18 protein-coding genes are annotated in these 18,233 nt (G+C 62.3%); 11 read left to right on the top strand and 7 right to left on the bottom strand.

Annotated elements, in window-relative coordinates; genetic code table 11:
• Positions 1 to 29: 29 nt before the first annotated feature.
• The 3 genes from M1L53_RS11415 to M1L53_RS11405 are packed head-to-tail and all read right to left on the bottom strand — an operon-like array spanning position 30 to position 1,998.
• Positions 30 to 893, bottom strand: coding sequence for a biotin-dependent carboxyltransferase family protein (locus tag M1L53_RS11415; RefSeq protein ID WP_054188403.1), 864 nt, complete (start codon positions 891 to 893; stop codon positions 30 to 32).
• The gene (locus M1L53_RS11410) at positions 890 to 1,522 is read right to left on the bottom strand and encodes an allophanate hydrolase subunit 1 (RefSeq protein ID WP_003940006.1); all 633 of its coding nucleotides are present in this window, start codon (positions 1,520 to 1,522) and stop codon (positions 890 to 892) included. Before M1L53_RS11410 ends, M1L53_RS11415 begins: the two co-directional genes overlap by 4 nt.
• Positions 1,519 to 1,998: a MarR family winged helix-turn-helix transcriptional regulator gene (locus M1L53_RS11405; RefSeq protein WP_054188402.1), complete on the bottom strand. Its 480-nt coding sequence runs from the start codon at positions 1,996 to 1,998 to the stop codon at positions 1,519 to 1,521. The genes M1L53_RS11410 and M1L53_RS11405 overlap by 4 nt, the downstream gene beginning before the upstream one ends.
• 74 nt (positions 1,999 to 2,072) lie before the next feature.
• Between M1L53_RS11405 and M1L53_RS11400 the strand changes: the two genes are divergently transcribed.
• On the top strand, positions 2,073 to 2,906 hold the full coding sequence (locus tag M1L53_RS11400) for an alpha/beta fold hydrolase (protein ID WP_054188401.1): 834 nt from the start codon (positions 2,073 to 2,075) through the stop codon (positions 2,904 to 2,906).
• 4 nt (positions 2,907 to 2,910) lie between these two features.
• Here M1L53_RS11400 and M1L53_RS11395 read toward each other — a convergent pair whose 3' ends face one another.
• A complete protein-coding gene (locus tag M1L53_RS11395; RefSeq protein WP_054188400.1) occupies positions 2,911 to 3,354 on the bottom strand; it encodes a hypothetical protein in 444 nt (147 codons plus the stop codon).
• 49 nt (positions 3,355 to 3,403) lie between these two features.
• Between M1L53_RS11395 and M1L53_RS11390 the strand changes: the two genes are divergently transcribed.
• A complete protein-coding gene (locus M1L53_RS11390; RefSeq protein ID WP_054188399.1) occupies positions 3,404 to 3,682 on the top strand; it encodes a hypothetical protein in 279 nt (92 codons plus the stop codon).
• A gap of 118 nt (positions 3,683 to 3,800) precedes the next feature.
• On the opposite strand, the gene M1L53_RS11385 is transcribed toward M1L53_RS11390, so the two are convergent.
• Both M1L53_RS11385 and M1L53_RS11380 read right to left on the bottom strand, forming a co-directional pair.
• On the bottom strand, positions 3,801 to 5,177 hold the full coding sequence (locus tag M1L53_RS11385) for an NAD-dependent succinate-semialdehyde dehydrogenase (protein ID WP_030537211.1): 1,377 nt from the start codon (positions 5,175 to 5,177) through the stop codon (positions 3,801 to 3,803).
• A 99-nt stretch (positions 5,178 to 5,276) separates the two neighbouring features.
• Positions 5,277 to 6,590 carry a YhgE/Pip domain-containing protein gene (locus M1L53_RS11380; RefSeq protein ID WP_007729572.1) on the bottom strand — a complete coding sequence of 438 codons (1,314 nt, stop codon included), beginning with the start codon at positions 6,588 to 6,590 and terminating at the stop codon, positions 5,277 to 5,279.
• Positions 6,591 to 6,761: 171 nt separating this feature from the next.
• Here M1L53_RS11380 and M1L53_RS11375 point away from each other — a divergent pair, with 171 nt between their 5' ends.
• From M1L53_RS11375 to M1L53_RS11335, 9 genes are all read left to right on the top strand, one after another.
• Entirely contained in the window at positions 6,762 to 7,394 is a 633-nt protein-coding gene (locus M1L53_RS11375; protein ID WP_050654601.1) for a DUF4178 domain-containing protein, read from the top strand.
• Entirely contained in the window at positions 7,391 to 7,891 is a 501-nt protein-coding gene (locus M1L53_RS11370) for a DUF2617 family protein (protein ID WP_042448582.1), read from the top strand. Before M1L53_RS11375 ends, M1L53_RS11370 begins: the two co-directional genes overlap by 4 nt.
• Before the next feature lie 26 nt (positions 7,892 to 7,917).
• On the top strand, positions 7,918 to 8,295 hold the full coding sequence (locus M1L53_RS11365) for a DUF4247 domain-containing protein (RefSeq protein WP_042448578.1): 378 nt from the start codon (positions 7,918 to 7,920) through the stop codon (positions 8,293 to 8,295).
• On the top strand, positions 8,292 to 8,795 hold the full coding sequence (locus M1L53_RS11360; RefSeq protein WP_042448576.1) for a DUF350 domain-containing protein: 504 nt from the start codon (positions 8,292 to 8,294) through the stop codon (positions 8,793 to 8,795). Before M1L53_RS11365 ends, M1L53_RS11360 begins: the two co-directional genes overlap by 4 nt.
• Positions 8,795 to 10,369 (top strand): polyamine aminopropyltransferase, encoded by a 1,575-nt coding sequence (locus tag M1L53_RS11355; RefSeq protein ID WP_054188398.1) that lies wholly within the window; start codon positions 8,795 to 8,797, stop codon positions 10,367 to 10,369. Before M1L53_RS11360 ends, M1L53_RS11355 begins: the two co-directional genes overlap by 1 nt.
• Before the next feature lie 150 nt (positions 10,370 to 10,519).
• The gene (locus tag M1L53_RS11350; protein ID WP_054188481.1) at positions 10,520 to 12,073 is read left to right on the top strand and encodes an acetolactate synthase large subunit; all 1,554 of its coding nucleotides are present in this window, start codon (positions 10,520 to 10,522) and stop codon (positions 12,071 to 12,073) included.
• Positions 12,074 to 12,123: 50 nt separating this feature from the next.
• Positions 12,124 to 12,801: a GAP family protein gene (locus tag M1L53_RS11345; protein ID WP_054188480.1), complete on the top strand. Its 678-nt coding sequence runs from the start codon at positions 12,124 to 12,126 to the stop codon at positions 12,799 to 12,801.
• Positions 12,802 to 12,819: 18 nt separating this feature from the next.
• On the top strand, positions 12,820 to 14,712 hold the full coding sequence (locus M1L53_RS11340) for an SEC-C domain-containing protein (protein WP_054188397.1): 1,893 nt from the start codon (positions 12,820 to 12,822) through the stop codon (positions 14,710 to 14,712).
• A 35-nt stretch (positions 14,713 to 14,747) separates the two neighbouring features.
• Positions 14,748 to 16,670, top strand: coding sequence for an SEC-C domain-containing protein (locus M1L53_RS11335; RefSeq protein ID WP_232319088.1), 1,923 nt, complete (start codon positions 14,748 to 14,750; stop codon positions 16,668 to 16,670).
• Between the two features lie 36 nt (positions 16,671 to 16,706).
• Here M1L53_RS11335 and M1L53_RS11330 read toward each other — a convergent pair whose 3' ends face one another.
• Positions 16,707 to 18,137 carry a coniferyl aldehyde dehydrogenase gene (locus M1L53_RS11330; protein ID WP_003940108.1) on the bottom strand — a complete coding sequence of 477 codons (1,431 nt, stop codon included), beginning with the start codon at positions 18,135 to 18,137 and terminating at the stop codon, positions 16,707 to 16,709.
• Positions 18,138 to 18,233 lie beyond the last annotated feature (96 nt).

Raw genomic sequence — 18,233 nt, 5'->3', positions numbered from 1 at the left:
TGGGTCCGACACGCCATCGCTCGGCGTGCTCAGGCCCTGACGAACCGGATGTGTTGACCCGGGCGGGCTTGGCCGAGTCGGTCGATATCTGCGTCCGCGACCACTCCCACCACCGGATAGCCGCCGGTGATGGGGTGATCGGCGAGGAACACGACAGGTTGGCCGCTGGGTGGGACCTGGATCGATCCGAGTGCCACGCCTTCGGTGGGCAGTTCGGTGTCGTCTGTTCTTCGAAGTAGTTCGTCGGCGCCGACGCGATCGACGCGTGCGCCGATTCGGTCCGAGTCGGTCGAGATCGCCCATCGGCCCTGGAGGAGTGTTTCGGGGTTGGTGAATCGATCTGCGCGAGGACCGAACACCACTCGAATGGCGAGAGTCTCGTTTGCCATCGGCGGCACCGGTGCGAGGTCGACGGCTGAGAACGTGGTCGGCGATGGCCCGATCGGGAGAAAAACACCAGGCTCGAGAGGCGCCGGACCGATCCCGGACATCGTGTCGGTGCTGCGCGATCCCAGGATCTCGGGAACCACAATGCCGCCTCGGACGGTCAGATACGTCCGCAGTCCACTCGGTGCGTAGTCCAGGCGGACGGTCTGCCCAGCCCGCAGATCGATCACGCTCGAATGCCCGACCGGAATGCCGTCGCGGTAGGCCTGTGCAGGCGCACCGGTGAACGCGAACGTTGTCGGTTGCTGCGCCCGAAGACTCAGCCCACCCAGGAGGACCTCGACACCGGCTGCGCCCTCGTTGTTGCCGACGAGCCGATTGCCAAGCCTGAGAGATCGCCTGTCTGCCGCACCGGAAACCCCGACACCCGAGCGAAGATGACCTATCCGTCCGAGGTCCTGGATCAGGCTCAGCGGCCCGGTGTCGAGTATCTCCAGACCGTTCATCGTTGTTCCTCGTTCACGAAGCGCACGCGTCTGCCGGGCTGAACGGTGGCCGGTGGTGTGGCGTTCAGATCCCACATCACGGCATCGGTGCTCCCGATGATCTGCCAGCCACCCGGTGATGCACGCGGGTAGACCGCGCTGTATCCAGCGGCCAGGGCGACGGAACCGGCAGGCACAGCGGTTCGTGATTGCGTTCGACGCGGAACGTCGAGCCGAGTGTCGCCTGAAGTCAGGTAGGCGAAGCCGGGTGCGAATCCGATGAAGGCGCAACGCCACATTGCCCCGGTGTGGGCCGCAACCACCTCGGATCGGCTCATACCAAGTGACTGTGCGACGTCGTCGAGGTCGGGCCCGTCGTACCTGACGGCGATGGTGAGTGCATCCGTCTCGAAATGCTCGTCTGTGGTCGCGGCAGAATCGGTCTGCTCGAGATCGTTCAAGCGCTTCCGGACGTACGTGAGATCTGCCGCCGGGGTGCACGTGACCAGGACCGTGCGAGCTGCGGGGAGGAAGTCTTCGACCCCGACCGGGGTGTTACGCGTCAGTGCTTCGGTGAACGCGAGAACGCCAGCTTCGGAATCGAAGTCCACGAGCAATGCGCGTTCTCCCGCGGGAAGTATGCGAGTCACCGGGAGGGCTCCCTATCGACTCGAGTCCGCTCCACGTCCGCTCGCATCGCGGCGATGAAACTCGCGATGGTGGCTCGCTCTGTGGCGGTAAAATTGCCGAGGGTGCTCACCGCCCGTGAAATGAGTGGGCCGAAGTAACTCTCGCCCAGAGTGACCGCCGATGGTGTGACCTGCAAGAGCACCCGCCTGCGGTCTGCTGAGTCTCGCTCCCGAGCTACGTGGCCCGCTTTGACCATCCGGTCGACGAGCGCGGTCACCGACGCCGAGTTGATACCCAGCTGTGCGCCGAGCCAGCCTGGTGTCGCCGGTGCGTCCGAGCGCTCGGCATCGAGAAGGCAGATCAACGCGCGCACGTCGGTGGAGTGCATTTTGTACTTGTTCGCAAAGCCGGAAACCGCCACGTTCAAGTCGACGGTAAGTGCGCGAAGCGAGTGGACGATCGCCATCGCTTCGTCTTCTGCATCGCCGACGCTCAAGGATGCCTCCAGCCCTGGTGTGTTGTCTCTTGATTGTCTACTATCTCGATAATCGAGAGAAATGGGGGTGGGGGATGGACTTCAATCGCGCATACGACGCTGTACTGACCAAATGGCCGCAGAAACCGCTGGGTGTGGATCTCGCGGGGCGGTTCGGTAACACGCATGTGAACGTCTGTGGGCATGCAGACTCGCGGCCGTTGATCCTTCTGTCCGGGGGAGGTGCCACTTCGACGGTGTGGTTCGACAATGTTGCGACGCTGTCGAAATCCCGGCGTGTCTTTGCTGTCGACACCATGGGCGATGCCGGGCGGAGCGTTCCGAATGGTGATCCGATGAAGTCCGTCGACGATCTGATCGAGTGGATGGACTCGATAGTCGATTGCACCGGGGCCGGCACCGTTGATGTGATCGGACATTCCTATGGCGCAATGATTGCGTTGGCCTTTGCGCTGCATCGACCGAATCGTGTCGGGAAACTCGTTCTGCTCGATCCTAATTCGAGTTTCTCCGGCATGAAGGCGGGCTACCTTCTGCGTGCGCTTCCGCTGTTGCTCTCCCCGTCGCGAGCACGCCGACGGCGACTGTTGGAATGGGAGACAGGCGAGTTGAGTATCGACTCCGACTGGCTGTCTCTTGTGGAAGTGGGCACTTCGGATCTACCGCGACCCGATCTCGTAGTGCCTCGACGTCCGTCGAAGGAGGCCTTGAGCGCACTGGATGTCGAGTTGCTGGTGGTCCTCGCACAAGACGGACGGGTGCATGATGCGGAAACCGTGTCGAAGTCAGTGCGGGAGAGGGTTCCCGCAGCGCGTGTCGAGGTGCTGAAAGATTCTTCGCATCACAGCATTCCGATGGTTCCCGCCGATGAAATCAACCGGGTGCTCGTCGACTTCTTGGAGGGCTAGCGGATCAGGGTGCGACGACGCACCCCGGACCGATCGGGGTGGCCGGATTGACCATGACCGTTGCGACCGGCCCGCCCGCGGACGTCTGGTAGGCCATCAGGGAGTGCTCACCGGGTGCGGTCGGAGTCCACAGCGTGACTGCGTGGCCGAGCACCACCGGCAAGGTGAAGTAAGGATTGACGGTGTCCCAGATCAATTCCTGCGGGAACATGGTCGACGCCCGGTTCATGTCGACAATCGAGACGTTCGGCTCGTTCAACGCTGCTGTCCTGGCAACCACCAGATATGTGCAGCCCGCTCCGTACGGCGTCGTCGGTCCGCTGCTGAGACCCGGAAGGATCGTGACGTCGACTACGTCCGCGGAAGCTGACGTCGCGGAACAGATGGCTGCGCCCGCGCAGAGGGCGGCGGCGATCACGGAAGTGCGAGCGATACGTGAAAGTGTCATACCAGCAGGTCGGTTTTATCTGGGTGGGCGTTACAGGCAGACTGACCGGATGCGCGCACTTCACGTTCTGCTGGCCGGCTTCGGCTTCCTGCTGGGGTTCCTGATTATTGTTGTCTCCGGCCTGATCGAGTGGGCGTCCTTCGCCTCCCGAACCGATTTCGCCTTCGTCGGTGACTCCGCCGTGTCGGTTGGTGTTTCCAACGAGGCGATCTACACCGCCGTCGCTGCTCCACTGGTGGGTGCGCTGATGGGCTGGCTGTCAGCTGTCATCGCGACGAGGTTCGGGTGGAGCCTCACTCGTGGGAGTGTCACTCTGGCAAGCGAGTGACCAGGCAGCGGACCCGCTTGCTGGTCCGTGGGTTATGAGGAAAGGCCCCGACCTCCATCGAGGTCAGGGCCTTCCTTTGCGCCGAGCTACTTCTGTGTCGAACTACTTCTGTGTCGAACTACTTCTTCGAGACGCGGAGCAGCTTCTTGTTGACGAACTCGTCCATTCCCCACGGACCCAGCTCGCGGCCGACTCCGGAGCGCTTGACTCCGCCGAAGGGCAGACCGGGCAACGTCGTTCCGTGCTCGTTGACGAACGCCATTCCCACGTCGAGATCTGCAGCGACCGACCGGGCGGAATCGAGATCGCTGCTCCAGACGGATCCGCTCAGGCCGTAGACCGACGAATTGGCAAGTTCCACAGCCTCGCTGGCCGACTTGACCTTGTAGACGACTCCGGCAGGTCCGAACAGTTCTTCGCTGTAGGCCCGCATGTCCGGTGTCACGTCTGCGAGCAATGTCGGTTGAACGTAGGCGCCCGGGCCGTCGATCTTCTTTCCACCGGTCAGCAGCGTGGCACCCTTGGACACAGCGTCGTCGATCTGCTCGATCAGAGTGTCTGCCGCGCTCTGCGAAGAGAGCGGACCCAAGACTGTGGATTCGTCCAACGGGTCACCGGCAGTGACGGATTCGAAGGACGTCGCCAACTTGTCGGTGAAGTCGTCGTAGAAATCTTCGGTGACGATGAAACGCTTGGCCGCGTTGCAGGCCTGGCCGGCATTGGACAGACGTGCCTTGGTTGCGGACTTGACGGTGGCATCCATGTCGTCGGAATCGAGGACGATGAACACGTCTGATCCGCCGAGTTCGAGGACGACCTTCTTGAGATTGCGTCCGGCAGTTTCGGCGACGCTGGTTCCGGCGCGTTCGCTGCCGGTCAGTGACACACCTTGAACTCGGGGATCGGCGATCATGTCCGCGATCTGCTCGTTGGTCGCGAAGACGTTGACGTAGGCGTCGTCCGGCAATCCGGCTTGTCGCAGAATCTCTTCCATCAGCAGCGCCGACTGCGGACAGTTCGATGCGTGCTTGAGAATGATCGTGTTACCGAGCATCAGATTCGGTGCCGCGAAGCGGGCGACTTGGTAGTACGGGAAGTTCCACGGCATGACGCCGATTAGAGCGCCGATCGGTCGCCGGTACACAACCGACTCCTCGGCCCCGGGAACGTCGAGTCGTTCTTCCTCGAGCAGTGCCGGACCGTGGTCTGCATACCACTGATAGATCGCGGCCGAGAGTTGTACTTCGCCCTTGGCCTCGCGGACCGGCTTACCCATCTCCAAGGAGATCATTCGGGCCAGTTCGTCTGCGCGCTCTGTGTACAGTTCGGCGGTCTTGCTCAGGACTGCCGCACGCTGCTGTGGCGCACTGTTGCGCCAGGTCAAGTAGCCGCGATGCGTGTTCGCAAGTGCGGCTTCAACTCCGGCGTCATCCAAAGTATCGAATTCCCTGACGGTTTCACCTGTCGCGGGATTGACTGTTTTGTAATTAGCCATAGTTGTACAACGTGCGGAAGGGGCTCGAAGATTCCCGAAACGCGCGATCACATTGAATCGGCTCAACAGGTTTCGATCAAATCCCGGCTGGGTACCATGTCACGCCACCTTGGGACGGTGGGTGCGCTCGTAGCCCTTGCGGTCGTAGAAACGGGTGGTCACGATGCCGAGTACGACGCCGATCAGTAGACCCACCAACGTCATCCAGACGGCATGCAGCAGGCCTGCCTCACCGCGTGCGCCGAAGAACAGGATCGATCGCGTGCCCATGTAGATCTGGTGCATCGGCTCGAATTGCGCCAGCCAGGCATACAACCTGGGGCTGGCTTCGAGGGGGATGGTGCCACCGGACGAGGGCAGCGCGAGAATGACGAACACGAACAGGTTGATCAACATGCCCAACGAGCCGAACGCGGCCATCACCGACATCGCCGTGATGCCCACCGCTGTGATGACCAGCGCGCCGTACTCCCACAATGCAAGCCCGTGAGTGACCGGCATTCCGAGGGCGCGACTGATCCACTGGAACAACGCGGAGACTATGCCGGACAACACGATCATGAATGCCCATTTGACGAGCAGCGTTCGAAACCTGTTGATACCCACAACGTCGTTCTGAACGAAGAGTGGACCGAATTCGGTAGGCGCGTATCCGAGCATGCCGTCCACCAAGGAATTGACCACGGTTGCTCCGGTGAATCCCGCAAGGACCAACAGCAGCGCGAAATAGAATGCCACCAAACCGAATCCGGTTCCGTCGGGAAGCGGATCGTGGGCAACCGTGAGTACGTTCACCGGGTTTTCGAGCAGCAGGCGGCTCGCTCCGGAGATCTGGGTTCCGGTGCCTCCCGCTTCCAACTGCGCGGTGACAAGGGCGGTGAGTTGCTCGCCCATGTTCTTGTTGACCGAGGCGAGGGCTGTGGTTCCGATCGACTGGACCAGCGATGCCGAGACGGAACCGGCGCGAGGATTGGTGTAGATCGTGATGATCGGTTGCTCTACGTCACCGGCGACGACGCTGGCCTCCGCCAGGATGATCGTCCTCTTCGTGAAATCACTGGGAATCACGATCGCGCCGTACAGCGTGCCGGAGTTCAACCGCGATTGGGCTTCGGCGATACCGATCTGCTGCAGGTCGATCTTCTGGTGGTCGATTCCGCTTTCGAGGCCGGCGACGATGTCGTTTCCGAAGTTCTTGCGGTCGGCGGGGTCGCCACCGGGGAGGGTGTCGCCCTCGTCCTGGTTGACCAGGGCGATCGGGAACTGGTCCAGGTGTTTCTTGGGGTCGAGTATTCCGCCCATGTACAACGCTGCCAGCGCAGACATCAAGAGGGTGACCACTATCAATGGTGTCAACCAGAATCGTGGTGTGTGCATGACGGTGCGGGCAGACGGCTCCGTGTTCTTGCTCATCGTCAGTCGACCGGCTTTCGTTCGCGCGGAGTTCCTCGGGCTGAGCGTAAACGCAAAGGTGCGCCGGGGCAGTCTTTCGATCTGCCCGCGGCGCTGGAGACCTGTCCGGTCGGCGACAGGCCGGATTGCCGGCAGTCTCATCCGAAAAGGCTGAGAACGGATCGGTAGGGTATGGCCCGCGGCAACCCTGCCGAGACGATTTCGGAGAAACCGTTGACCAACGTGCTGATAGTTGTCCTGATACTCGTAGTGATCGCTGCCGTCGTGTTTGTGGTCCTGCGTGGACGCCAGGGCAAGCCGAATGCTCGCGTCGACCCGCTCGCCGACTATCCCGAGGTGTACGACCCCCACAAGATCGGGGTCGGCGACATCATCACGTACGCGGGTATCGACCATGTTGTTCGAGGGACCATCACGCTCGACGAAGAGGGGTACATCTGGCGTGAGCACCTTCTCGACGGTTCGACCGGTCGTCGTTGGTTGACGGTCGAGGACGACGAGGGCGAATTGGAGATGACTCTCTGGATGCGTCGAGAAGGAACCAACCTGGTCCCGAACGGCGACGTCATTCTCGACGACAAGGTTCACCGCAAGATCGAAAGTGGAACGGCGAAGTTCACGGCCGAGGGTACGACGGGTACGGCCCCTTCCGGCTCGATGGAATACGCGGACTATGCGACCGCAGACAAGACCGGCCTGATTGCATTCGAGAAGTGGGCGCGCGGACAGTCGTGGGAGGTTTCCACGGGACGGGCGGTCACTCGCAGCGAACTCACTGTCATCCACTCGGGCCCCCCGGAATGAGCCTGTATCTACTCGACGTGGAGCCGACCGACGTGGATGCCTCGGCACTGGGGTTGGTACTGGGAGCTCCTGCGCCACCGACCCTCGCCGAGTTGGTGATCGGAACTTCCGACGCGACGCTGACACTCGGAGTGCTCGGGGCTTCGCACGTGGTGACGGCCTGGGCGTCGGGAAAGGAACTGACCGAGCAGGTTTCGTGCGATGCTCTTGCCGCCGGCGGTGAACCCTTGCCGGCAGTGGAGTCCACGGAAAACTACCGGTTCGAGTCTTCCTCGCTGATCCTGGACCGAGTCGAATTCGATTCGGAAGCTGCATCGTTGAGAGAGTCCGCCGGCCAGGACGGTTGGATCTGCGGATCCTTTCCCGGCGACGACACAGCGTTGACCGCGTTGTGTGGCGTGCGAGACCGCCAGGGGTGGAGTTGGCAGAGTTGGCATTTGTACCCGGGGGAGGGGACAGGAGTGATCGTGAAGACGCGCAGTAGGTGGCGCCCGTGAGGGGGCGGACGTGGTTTGCTCCGGTGATGCTGGCGGCCGCAATTATGTTGTCGGCGTGCGGTGGTGGAGCCAAAGACTTCATCGCGGACAACTATTCCAAGACGTCCCAGGATGGCGACGTCGTGTTGTACTCGTCGAAAGATCCAGTGGGCACGACCGTCTCACGGATTGTCGACGCGGACGAACCAGCGGCCCGAAGTGCTGACGGCGGCAACGAATACCTGCGCTACGACGACGACATCGTCACTGTCAGTTCGGCTTCGGGCGGTGGCAGCACCATCAAGGTAGAGGACATCGACGGCACGTATCGCAGCGGCGGATACGCGTACCTGGGACCGGGCTTCAACCCGGGATCCCCGGCGGGTGGAAGCAGTGGCAGCGGCGGCTCGGGTAGTGCCAAATGACGGTAATGCTCAATGAGAAGGAGAACGGCGTGACGAACATCTTTGCATCCACTTCCGTCGAGATCGGAACGGTGGATCCGGCATTGCTCGTCGGGGGCGTTCTCGGCACCCTCGCCTACTTCGTCGTCGGTGCAGCGGTTCTGGCGACGGGATTCCTGGTCCTCGACCTCATGACACCCGGAAATCTCCGCCACCAGGTTTACGTCGACAAGAACCCGAACGCTGCGATTCTGTTGGCCTCCAATCATCTTGCGCTGGCGATCATCGTGGTGACGGCAATCCTGACCAGTTCGGACGGCTTTGCTCAGGGACTCGCCGACTCCGCGGTGTACGGACTGTTCGCGATCGTGTTGCAAGCGATCGCGCTGCGATTGATGAACGCATTCCTTCCCGGCAAGTTGGTTGCGCTGGTGCAGGATCCGAAGATGTGTGGCGCCGCGTGGGCTGTGGGTGTGAGCTTGCTGTCCATCGGTTTGGTGAACGCCGCAGCGCTCACCTGATGGTTGCCGCTGATCCCGATGTGACAGTTGACGAGCGTTCGACGATGCTCGGCCCGCGCGCACGCGTCCTTCTCCTTGCGGCTGTTGCGGCGTGCGCTGCGTGTGGCCTGATCTACGAGCTGGCCCTGTTGACACTCAGCGTGAGTCTGACCGGCGGCGGCATCACCCAGACGTCGTTGATCGTCGCGGGATTTGTTGCGGCTCTGGGTATCGGAGCGCTGGCCGCCAAACCTCTGCTGGGACACGCTGCCGTTTCGTTCGTGACGGTCGAGATACTGCTCGGGCTGATCGGCGGATTCAGTGCCGTCACGCTGTACGTGACCTTCACGTTCTTCGGTTCCAGCGCAGCAGTTCTGGTGGCGGCGACCGCGCTGATCGGCATCCTCGTCGGTGCCGAAGTGCCTCTGCTGATGACGCTCTTGCAGTCCGGTCGCAGCGACAACGACGCACAGAGCACCGGAAAGGTACTGGCCAACCTCAATGCCGCCGACTACCTCGGCGCATTGATCGGTGGTCTGCTGTGGCCGTTCGTACTGTTGCCGTGGGCGGGAATGATTCGCGGTGCCGCACTCACCGGCATGATCAATCTCGTGGCTGCGGCAGTGGTCGCGCTGATACTCCTTCGGTGGCAGCTCAGCCTGCGCGCACGATCGATCGCCGTCGTCGCAATGCTGATGGCAGCAAGTTTGATCGGATGGTTGCTGATCGCAGCGTCGGACATCGAGACCACGTCGAGGCAGCGGCTCTACACCGATCCCGTGGTGGCCGCCGAGCGATCGGTGTACCAGGAAATCGTCGTCACCGAGCGGGGGAACGACGTGCGCCTGTTCCTCGACGGAGACCTGCAGTTCTCCAGTGTCGACGAGCATCGGTACACGGAGTCGCTGGTGTATCCGGCCCTGGTGAACGACCCCCGGCGCGTGCTGATTCTGGGCGGCGGTGACGGCCTCGCTGCACGGGAAGTGCTGCGAATGAACAGCGTCGAGCAGATCGTTCAAGTGGAACTCGATCCGGCAGTCATCGAGTTGGCCAACACGCGTCTTCGTGATCTGAACGCGGGAGCGCTCGAGGATCCACGGGTGGACGTCGTACTCGACGATGCGTTTCGGTGGCTGCGAGAGCGTCCGGAACCGGGTTTCGATGCGGTGATCGTCGACCTCCCAGATCCCGACACCCCCGCACTCGGCCGCTTGTATTCGATGGAGTTCTACGGACTTGCCGCTGCCGCGATGAATCCGGGCGGGCTGATGGTCGTCCAGTCCGGCAGTCCGTACTCGACACCGGATGCGTACTGGAGAACGGTGTCGACGGTATCGGCTGTCGGACTGAGTGTCTCGCCCTACCACGTTTTCGTGCCGAGCTTCGGTGACTGGGGATATGTGCTCGCGCAAGCGGGATCCACTCCACCCGACCTTCGTCTGCCCGCTGATGTGCCGGAACTACGGTTCCTCGACGAGCCGACGCTGGCGTCGGCCTCGGTGTTTCCTCGCGATCGCCCGAGGCGGGAGTTGGAACCCTCGACGCTCGACCGGCCACGCATCGTCGACGATATGCGCAAGGGCTACGAACGCTGAACTCCCGACCGAGTAGCTTGAATCGAGACTCTCGGCCACGACGGAGGTACGGATGACTGTTCGGATCGAGGAGCACGCACCGGGAGTTCGGTTGCTCACGATGAAGCGCAGGAAGCATTCGCAGCTTTTCATGAAGAAGAGGTGATCGAAATGAACGGTGCACAGTCGCTCATCCAAAGCCTGGTCGACTCGGGCGTCGAGGTGTGCTTCGGCAATCCAGGAACGTCCGAGATGCATTTTGTCGCCGCACTCGATTCCGTTCCGCAGATGCGGGCGGTACTCGGCTTGTTCGAGGGCGCCGTGACCGGTGCCGCGGACGGCTACGCACGGATCGCCGGAAAGCCTGCCGCGACGCTGCTCCATCTGGGCCCCGGTATGGCGAACGGACTGGCGAACCTTCACAACGCGCGCCGCGCCCACACACCGATCGTGAACATCGTCGGGGACCACGCGACCTACCACCACGGTTTCGACGCTCCTCTCGAATCGAACATCGATGCGCTGACCGAATGGTTGGAGGGGTGGAGTCGACGTTCCGAATCCACCGCGACCGTCGGTAGCGACGCGGCCGACGCCGTTGCCGCCTCGATGAATCCGCCCGGGCACATTGCCACACTTGTCCTCCCTGCCGACGTCTCGTGGGGCGAAGGTGGAGTTCTTGCGGGTCCTCGGGACATACCGCCGCGGGCGGAAGTTTCTGCAACACAGATCGACTCGGTGGTGGGCGCGCTCAATGCCGAGGGTCGCGCCACGCTACTGCTGGGCGGCGCAGCCTGTTCCGAAGCTGGGCTGCGCGCCGCTTCCCGAATTGCGGTCGCGACCGGTGCCCAGATTCTGATCGAGACTTTTCCAGCCAGGCTTCAACGAGGTGCGGGGCTACCGTCATTCGAGCGTTTGGGATACTTCGCCGAGCACGCCACCGAACAACTTCGCGGAACAACTCAGCTGGTTCTGGCCGGAGCGGTTTCGCCGGTCTCGTTCTTTGCGTATCCCGGAAAACCGAGCGATCTGGCACCGGAGGGTGCTGCGGTGACAACGCTGGCAAGCGTCGGCGACGATGTTGCCGGTGCACTGGAGGCAGTGGCCGAACTCGTGGCACCGGGAGTCGAACCTGTTTTGCAGGAAGCGAATCGGCCGGCGCTGCCGAGCGGGCCTCTGGACGTTCGAAATTGGGCCGACGTGATCGGCGCCCTGCTGCCAGGCGACGCCATCATCTCCGACGAGGCGGCGACTTCCGGTTGGGCGATCCCGATTGCCCTTGCCGGAGCGCCGCGCCACGACGTGCTCACGCTCACCGGAGGTGCCATCGGCCAGGGCATCCCGGTGGCGACGGGCGCCGCTGTGGCAGCGCCGGAGCGACCGGTGATCAATCTCGAAGCCGACGGAAGCGCGATGTACACCATCACGGCGTTGTGGACGCAGGCGCGAGAGCAGTTGAACGTCACGACGATTCTGCTCAACAATCGCGCATACGCCATCCTGCGTGGCGAACTGCAACGAGTCGGCGCAGAAGGTGGCGGCGTCGTCGCACAGTCGATGTTGGATCTGTCATCTCCGAACATGGACTACGTCAAGATCTCCGAGGGGTTGGGAGTGCCCGCGTCGCGGGCGAACACAGCGGAGGAGTTGGCCGAACAGTTTGCCGCAGCGCTGGCGGAACCCGGCCCGCATCTCATCGAGGTCATGCTGCCTCCGACGTCGTGATTTCGACGCTCGAATCGATCGTCGATCGTGCATTCAACTGGAGGTTTTCGGTGCTAGCTGCGATCGGATTGTCTCTTCCGATTGCCCTCGGCCTGCTTTTCGTCTCGATGCCCATGGCGGTGATCGTGCTCGTCATGATCACCGCTGGAGCACATCGAGGGGCGGCATCTTTTCTACTCGGGTGGGTCCTCGGAATCTCGGCAGTCGTCGCGGTGACCATCGTGATCGCGGACTATTCGTTTGCGGAGTCGCAGTCGTCGCAGACTTCCGTGTGGTCGAGCGTCGTACGAATCGTGTTGGGTCTTGTCCTGTTCGGCTTGGCATACAAGCAGTGGCGCGCGCGTCCGCGAAACGGGAGTGAGCCGACAGTTCCGAAGTGGATGAAGAGCGTCGACGGGTTGACTCCGCGGAAGGCGTTCGGGTTGGCGTTCTTGTCCGCGGCGGTCAATCCCAAGAATGCAGCGCTGGCGGTATCCGGTGCGGCCACTATCGCGGTCGCCACGAATGTCGTTGTCCAACAGATTGTTGCCGCGGTGATCTTCACGGTCATCGCGAGCGTCGGCATCGCGTCGCCGATCCTGGTGAAGGTGTTCTCCGGCAAGCGTGCCGACGAGATCCTCGCGTCCGCGAAGGCATGGATGACCGCCAACAACGCGGTGATGATGACGGTCATCCTGATGATCCTCGGTGCGACCGTGCTGGGCGAGGGGCTCAGTGGGCTGCAATAGGTCGCCTACCATTGGCGGGTGACTGATTTCGACGACGACGCTGCCGGTTCCATTGCCTCCGCTGCTTTGGCTGTTCTGCGCGAGCAAGGCCCGCTGAGTCTCGAAGAGTGGGCGACCCATCTCGAGGAGTACGGAACTGCGACCGAGTTGGCCGATGTACTCGAGTACCTGTCCGAACCGATGCTCGGGTACCTGCCCAACGGAAAGTACGTCGCTCTCGACACGGTCCTCGAAGGGCTCGTGTTCACTCACCGGCTCAGCGAAGTCGAAATTGCGTCGGACATCCTTGACGCGAGCCCCGACCTGGAACCGATCTTGGCATTCGGCGACGACGACGGGGCGATCCGGGTGGCCCTGGCGGAAGAAGCAGCCTCCGAACGCGGAGCTGCTCCCTTCCGGAGTCGACGAGTTGTGGTACTTCCGGCCGGAACCCTCGGCGAGTGCGCCGACGGTGATCTCGTCGGCTTGGCTGTCGAAGACGGAACACTTGCGTTTCGTCTGGTCGAGATCGAGGACGAACCCGATCTTGCTCCGGCGCTCGGCGAACTCTTCGAGGAGGACGGAGTCGAGGCCCTGGATTCTGTGTGCTGGCAACTCCTGATCGAGGATCCGTCACTCTTCACGGTTCCTGTTGCGCCGCTGGGTGAGATCTTCGAGGTGGCAGGTTACGAGCACGAGCGTGAGCTACTGGCTCGGCGGGGATTCGACTTCGACGCCTACGACCTGCAGATTCGGACAGCCTTGGTGGCCAGTACCTACGACCTGACCCACGACGAGGCAGTCTCTGCCGTTGCGTTTGTCGATCTGGCGGACCGCGGATACACCGACGCGGTCATCGCCGACTTCGATATCGCGGACTGGGCCCACCGTCATGTGAGCGCTGCTCCGGACTCTTTTGTCTCACTGGCAGATCCGGGTGCTGCAGTGGCCGTGTTCGATCTCGGATTTCGGAATCAGGACCCGGTGACCGACGCAATCCTCGAATCGCTTGCCTCCGAACTGGCCGAGCGAGGGCCACGGTCGGTGCGGGCGGCGGCTCATTGGCTCGCCGGTAAGGCTGTCGATCGGCTGGGGCGCGTCCTCGAAGCGGAGGCGCACTACGAGAAAGCGCTCCTTGCCGAATCCGGTTGGGGTCCGGCCTTGTTCGAGCTGGCTCAGTTCGCGTCGGACCGCGGCGATGCGACCCGGGCGCTGTCACTGCTCGGGCGGATCGACGGCGGAACCGAAGAGAATCTCTACGCCGTACTGCAGGACTTCGTCCCAGCCGATCACCCGGAACTCGGGCGAAACGACAAGTGTTGGTGCGGTTCCGGCCGCAAATACAAGGTCTGCCACCTCGGAAAGGCCGATGAATCCGTCAAGGCGGACGGTCGGTGGCTGTACAAGAAGGCATGCCTGTTTGCGTTTGCCTCCGAATTCGTCGACATCGTGACCGGGCTCGACGATCTCGAAAACGAAAATCTCTCCGAGGACGAACTGATCGCGGCCACGATCTTCGACGGATCGGCACTGGACGTCGCTCTGTTCGAGGGTGGAATCTTTGCCGAATTCTTGGCCAGACGCAGCGAACTACTTCCGGAGGCGGAAGTTGTGACAGCCGCACAGTGGCTCGGAATCCGGAGGTCGGTGTACGAGGTGATCGAAACGTCCGACACCGGCGTCGTGCTGCTCGATCGTGGGTCCAAGGAGACCGTCACGGTTGCTCACTCGGTCGAAGGCAAGCCAGGTGATGTGATCAGTGCTCGGGTCCTGACGGCCCCCACTGGCGCGTTTGCGGTGGGTGTTGTGGTCATGGCAACGGAATCGCAGGCTGCGAGGGTACTCGAAGTTCTCGCTTCCGAAGATCTCGAGGCCGAAGAACTGGTGCGCGAGTTGCGTGGAGGCGCCGATCACTCGACCGATGACCGGTGACGATGTATCGAGTCGACCCCGTTAAAGTTGGATAGGTGAACGAACCGATGGATGCCAATGACTTGATCGCCGAAGCCGCGATGGAGTTGTTGCGTGAGCACGGCCCGCAGACAGCGGCGGACTGGGGCACCCTGTTGGCCGATGCCGGCCACGGTACAGCCGACGACATGGCCGAATTCGTAGAGTACGTCGAGGACCCACTGCTCGGCTACTTGAGTGAGGAGCGGTACGCCGCACTCGACACGTTGTTCGAGCATCGAGTGCTGACCCATCGGCTCACCGAAGCCGAAATAAAGTCCGGCGTTCTCGACGCGAACCCCGATCTGATGATGCTGCGGGTGTTCCTCGATCGTGACGACGACGAGATTCATGGCATCAGCGTCGTGCACCGCGGGATAGACGACGACCTGTTGGCTGATCGTGGGATCGAAGATCCGGAGTTCCCACACGACGAAGGCTTTCTACTCGACACCGACACCCTTGCCGAGTGCTCGGCAGGTGACTTGATCGGATTGTTCGTCGCTGACCGTGAGCTGACGCTCTGCACCATCCCCGAGGTACTGGATCCCGCACCCGGATTCGGCGAGCACCTGGCGACGGTCCTTGCCGACATCGGTGCTGACACCCTCGATGCCATTGTCTGGCAGTTGATGCTCGACGAGCCGTCGCTGTTCCGTCAGCCGACCGCCCCGCTGGGCGAGATGCTCGAGGCGTCAGGTTACGTCCGCGACGGTGACTACGTTGCGGTCGACGGATTCGATTTCGAGGCATACCACCTGGCGAACCGGGCCCGCATGCTCGAGGTCCGCGAGAATCTGCACCCCGAAGAAGCCGCGTCGGTGATCGCCTTCGTCGATGTGGTCATGGCCGCGAAAGCCGAAGGCGTCGACGATGTCTCGGACTGGGCGCGCAAGCAGATCAAGGAGGATCCGCAGGCCTTCGCAGGCCTCGCCGAGCCGCCCGCGGCTGCGGCAGCGTTGGAGCTGTTGTCCGAACTCGACGATCATGATTCCGTATTGCATTCTGTTGCAACTGCTCTCGCCGAAAAAGGGTCGCGTCGTGTCAAGCCGGCAGCGCACTGGCTGGCGGGCAAGGCTTCGGATCGTCTCGGCAAGATCCTGGCCGCTGAGGCGTCGTACGAATCAGCGCACGATCTCGATCCCGACTGGACTCCCGCGATCTTCGATCTGGCGCTACTGGCCGCCGATCGAAGCGATGTGACGCGCGCGCTGGCTTTGCTGGGCCGAATCGAGGGTGGCGAGTCCGAGGTTCTGCACGAGGTTCTTCAGCGCTACGCCCCGGCCGAGCACCCCGAACTCGGACGAAATGACAAGTGCTGGTGCGGTTCCGGTCGAAAGTTCAAGGTTTGCCATCTCGGTAAGTCCGAGGTGACGTTCGACGACCGGGCCAGCTGGCTCTACGTCAAGGCTCAGTTGTTCTCGCGCACACCGGAGTACTTCGACGCCGTGTTCGATCTTGCGCTCATCCGTGCCGAGCAGTTCAACAGCGAAGAAGCACTGACGCTGGCCGTCGAAGGTGGTTTGGCCGTCGACGCTGCCTTGTTCGATGCGGGTATTTTCGCAGCTTTTGTCGAGCGCCGCGGAGAACTGCTGCCTGCCGACGAACGCGAACTGGCCGATCAGTGGTTGTCGATTCCGCGCTCGGTGTACAAGGTCGCCTCGACGGAGCCGGGACAGTTGGTGACCCTCAGCGACGTCCGCAACGGGCATCTGGTGAAGGTCACGGACGAGTGGGGCTCGCTGAACCTCGAGCCAGGCACACTCGTGTGTGCTCGTGTTCTTCCGGCCGGGTCCACGATGCGCACGTTCGGTGGCATCGAACCGCTTGCGGTAGAAGACAAGAAGGAGTTGATCCAACTGATCGAGTCGGTGGATACCGAACCGGGTCAGCTGGTGGAGTTCCTCAGCCGCGGCCTTGCCGGTGCGCCTTTCCGGTAGCGTGCACTACCAAAAAGGCGCACGGGGCCGGAGGCCCTAGGGCGTTACCTGAGCCAACATCATCTGCTCGAAACCCTCACCGTACGGCGGGAGCATTCCCCATTCACCGCGTGGGTCATGCTGCGCTGCTTCGAATACCGTTCGCGCGTGACTGAACTCGAGGAAACCCTCACGGCCGTGGTAGTGCCCGATGCCCGAAGCTCCGACGCCGCCGAAGGGTGCGTCGCTCAGCCCGGGGTGAGACATCGCGTCGTTGATGGTGACGCCGCCCGAGACGGTCCGTTCGAGTACGGATTCCTTCTCGTCCAGATCGGTTCCGAAGTAGTACAGCGCCAACGGTTTCGGTCGTGAATTGATGTCGGCGACGACGTTGTCGAGTTGGTCGTACGGCAAGACGACGACGGCCGGCCCGAAGATCTCCTCCTTCATGATCTGCGCGTCGGTCGGAGGGTCGACCACGATTCGCAGTGGGCGACGACGAGTGTCTGCGGAGAGTTCTTCGTCGGGAACGGTGATGATTCGTGCCCCACGTTCTTCGGCGTCCGCGATGTACCCCTCGATGCGTGCGAGGTGACGATCGCTGACTATCGAGACCATGTCTTTGTTGTCGGCAATCGTGGGAAACAGTCCCGTGAACTGGTCGGTGAACGCGTCGATGAATGCTTCCGTGTTCTCGCGCGGAACGTAGATCAGATCGGGAGAGACACAGAGTTGACCGGCGTTGGTGGACTTCGCGATAGCCAAACGCGAAGCAGCAGAGCTGATATCGGCACTGCGGCTCAAGACGCTCGGTGACTTGCCGCCGAGTTCGAGGGTGACCGGCACCAGGTTCTTCGCAGCATTGGCCATGACCAGCTTTCCGACGGTCGTGCTGCCGGTGAAGACGAGGTGGTCGAAAGGCAGCGACGTCAGCCGATCAGCGACTTCCGGGCCGCCGGTCACCACCGCGACCTCCACGGGGTCGAGAGTTCGACGCGCCGCCTCGGCCAGGACGGCCGCAGTATTGGGCACGATCTCCGACGGTTTGAGAACGGCGCGATTTCCTGCTCCGAGGGCGCAGGCGAGCGGGCTCAGGAGAGTGAAAAGGGGAGCATTCCAGGTTCCGATGATGCCGATCGAACCCTTCGGCTGGTACGACACGTACGCCGTGGCACCCAACTGGTCCTGCATCGCTCCGGTAGCTCTCGGTGAGCGAATCATCCACTCTTCGAGCGAATCACGAACGTGCTTGAGTGAAACCATCGACCCGAGAACGTCATTCATCACCGAGTAGGCCGGGATTCGACCGCCGAAGTCTTCGTTGATCGCCTCGGTCAGATCCTTGTGGTTTGCCACCAGGAGATCGACGACGCGTTGAATGCGCTCGCGTCGTGTCTGCGCGGACGGAAGACCAGCGGCTCGAGTTGCTTCCTGCTGAGCGCGCAGAATCTCTTCGAGATCAGTGGTGACGGCGGCATCGGTGCTCATGGGCACTCCTCGTAGTGGCGAAGTATTGACCGGACCGTATCGACGCGGTGCGAGTGGATGTCCTTTTCGTCTCGTTGACCGGGACGGATTCGATTG

The sequence above is a fragment of the Rhodococcus sp. T9N genome (assembly GCF_024436645.1).
GTDB classification, from domain to species: domain Bacteria; phylum Actinomycetota; class Actinomycetes; order Mycobacteriales; family Mycobacteriaceae; genus Rhodococcus_F; species Rhodococcus_F qingshengii.
This window is presented reverse-complemented; position numbering and strand designations above follow the sequence as displayed.

Coding starts and splice junctions, on each gene's coding strand:
- M1L53_RS11415 (WP_054188403.1), bottom strand. CDS start 893: ATGAACGGTCTGGAGATACTCGACACCGGGCCGCTGAGCCTGATCCAG.
- M1L53_RS11400 (WP_054188401.1), top strand. CDS start 2,073: ATGGACTTCAATCGCGCATACGACGCTGTACTGACCAAATGGCCGCAG.
- M1L53_RS11395 (WP_054188400.1), bottom strand. CDS start 3,354: ATGACACTTTCACGTATCGCTCGCACTTCCGTGATCGCCGCCGCCCTC.
- M1L53_RS11390 (WP_054188399.1), top strand. CDS start 3,404: ATGCGCGCACTTCACGTTCTGCTGGCCGGCTTCGGCTTCCTGCTGGGG.
- M1L53_RS11385 (WP_030537211.1), bottom strand. CDS start 5,177: ATGGCTAATTACAAAACAGTCAATCCCGCGACAGGTGAAACCGTCAGG.
- M1L53_RS11380 (WP_007729572.1), bottom strand. CDS start 6,590: ATGAGCAAGAACACGGAGCCGTCTGCCCGCACCGTCATGCACACACCA.
- M1L53_RS11375 (WP_050654601.1), top strand. CDS start 6,762: ATGGCCCGCGGCAACCCTGCCGAGACGATTTCGGAGAAACCGTTGACC.
- M1L53_RS11370 (WP_042448582.1), top strand. CDS start 7,391: ATGAGCCTGTATCTACTCGACGTGGAGCCGACCGACGTGGATGCCTCG.
- M1L53_RS11365 (WP_042448578.1), top strand. CDS start 7,918: ATGCTGGCGGCCGCAATTATGTTGTCGGCGTGCGGTGGTGGAGCCAAA.
- M1L53_RS11360 (WP_042448576.1), top strand. CDS start 8,292: ATGACGGTAATGCTCAATGAGAAGGAGAACGGCGTGACGAACATCTTT.
- M1L53_RS11355 (WP_054188398.1), top strand. CDS start 8,795: ATGGTTGCCGCTGATCCCGATGTGACAGTTGACGAGCGTTCGACGATG.
- M1L53_RS11350 (WP_054188481.1), top strand. CDS start 10,520: ATGAACGGTGCACAGTCGCTCATCCAAAGCCTGGTCGACTCGGGCGTC.
- M1L53_RS11330 (WP_003940108.1), bottom strand. CDS start 18,137: ATGAGCACCGATGCCGCCGTCACCACTGATCTCGAAGAGATTCTGCGC.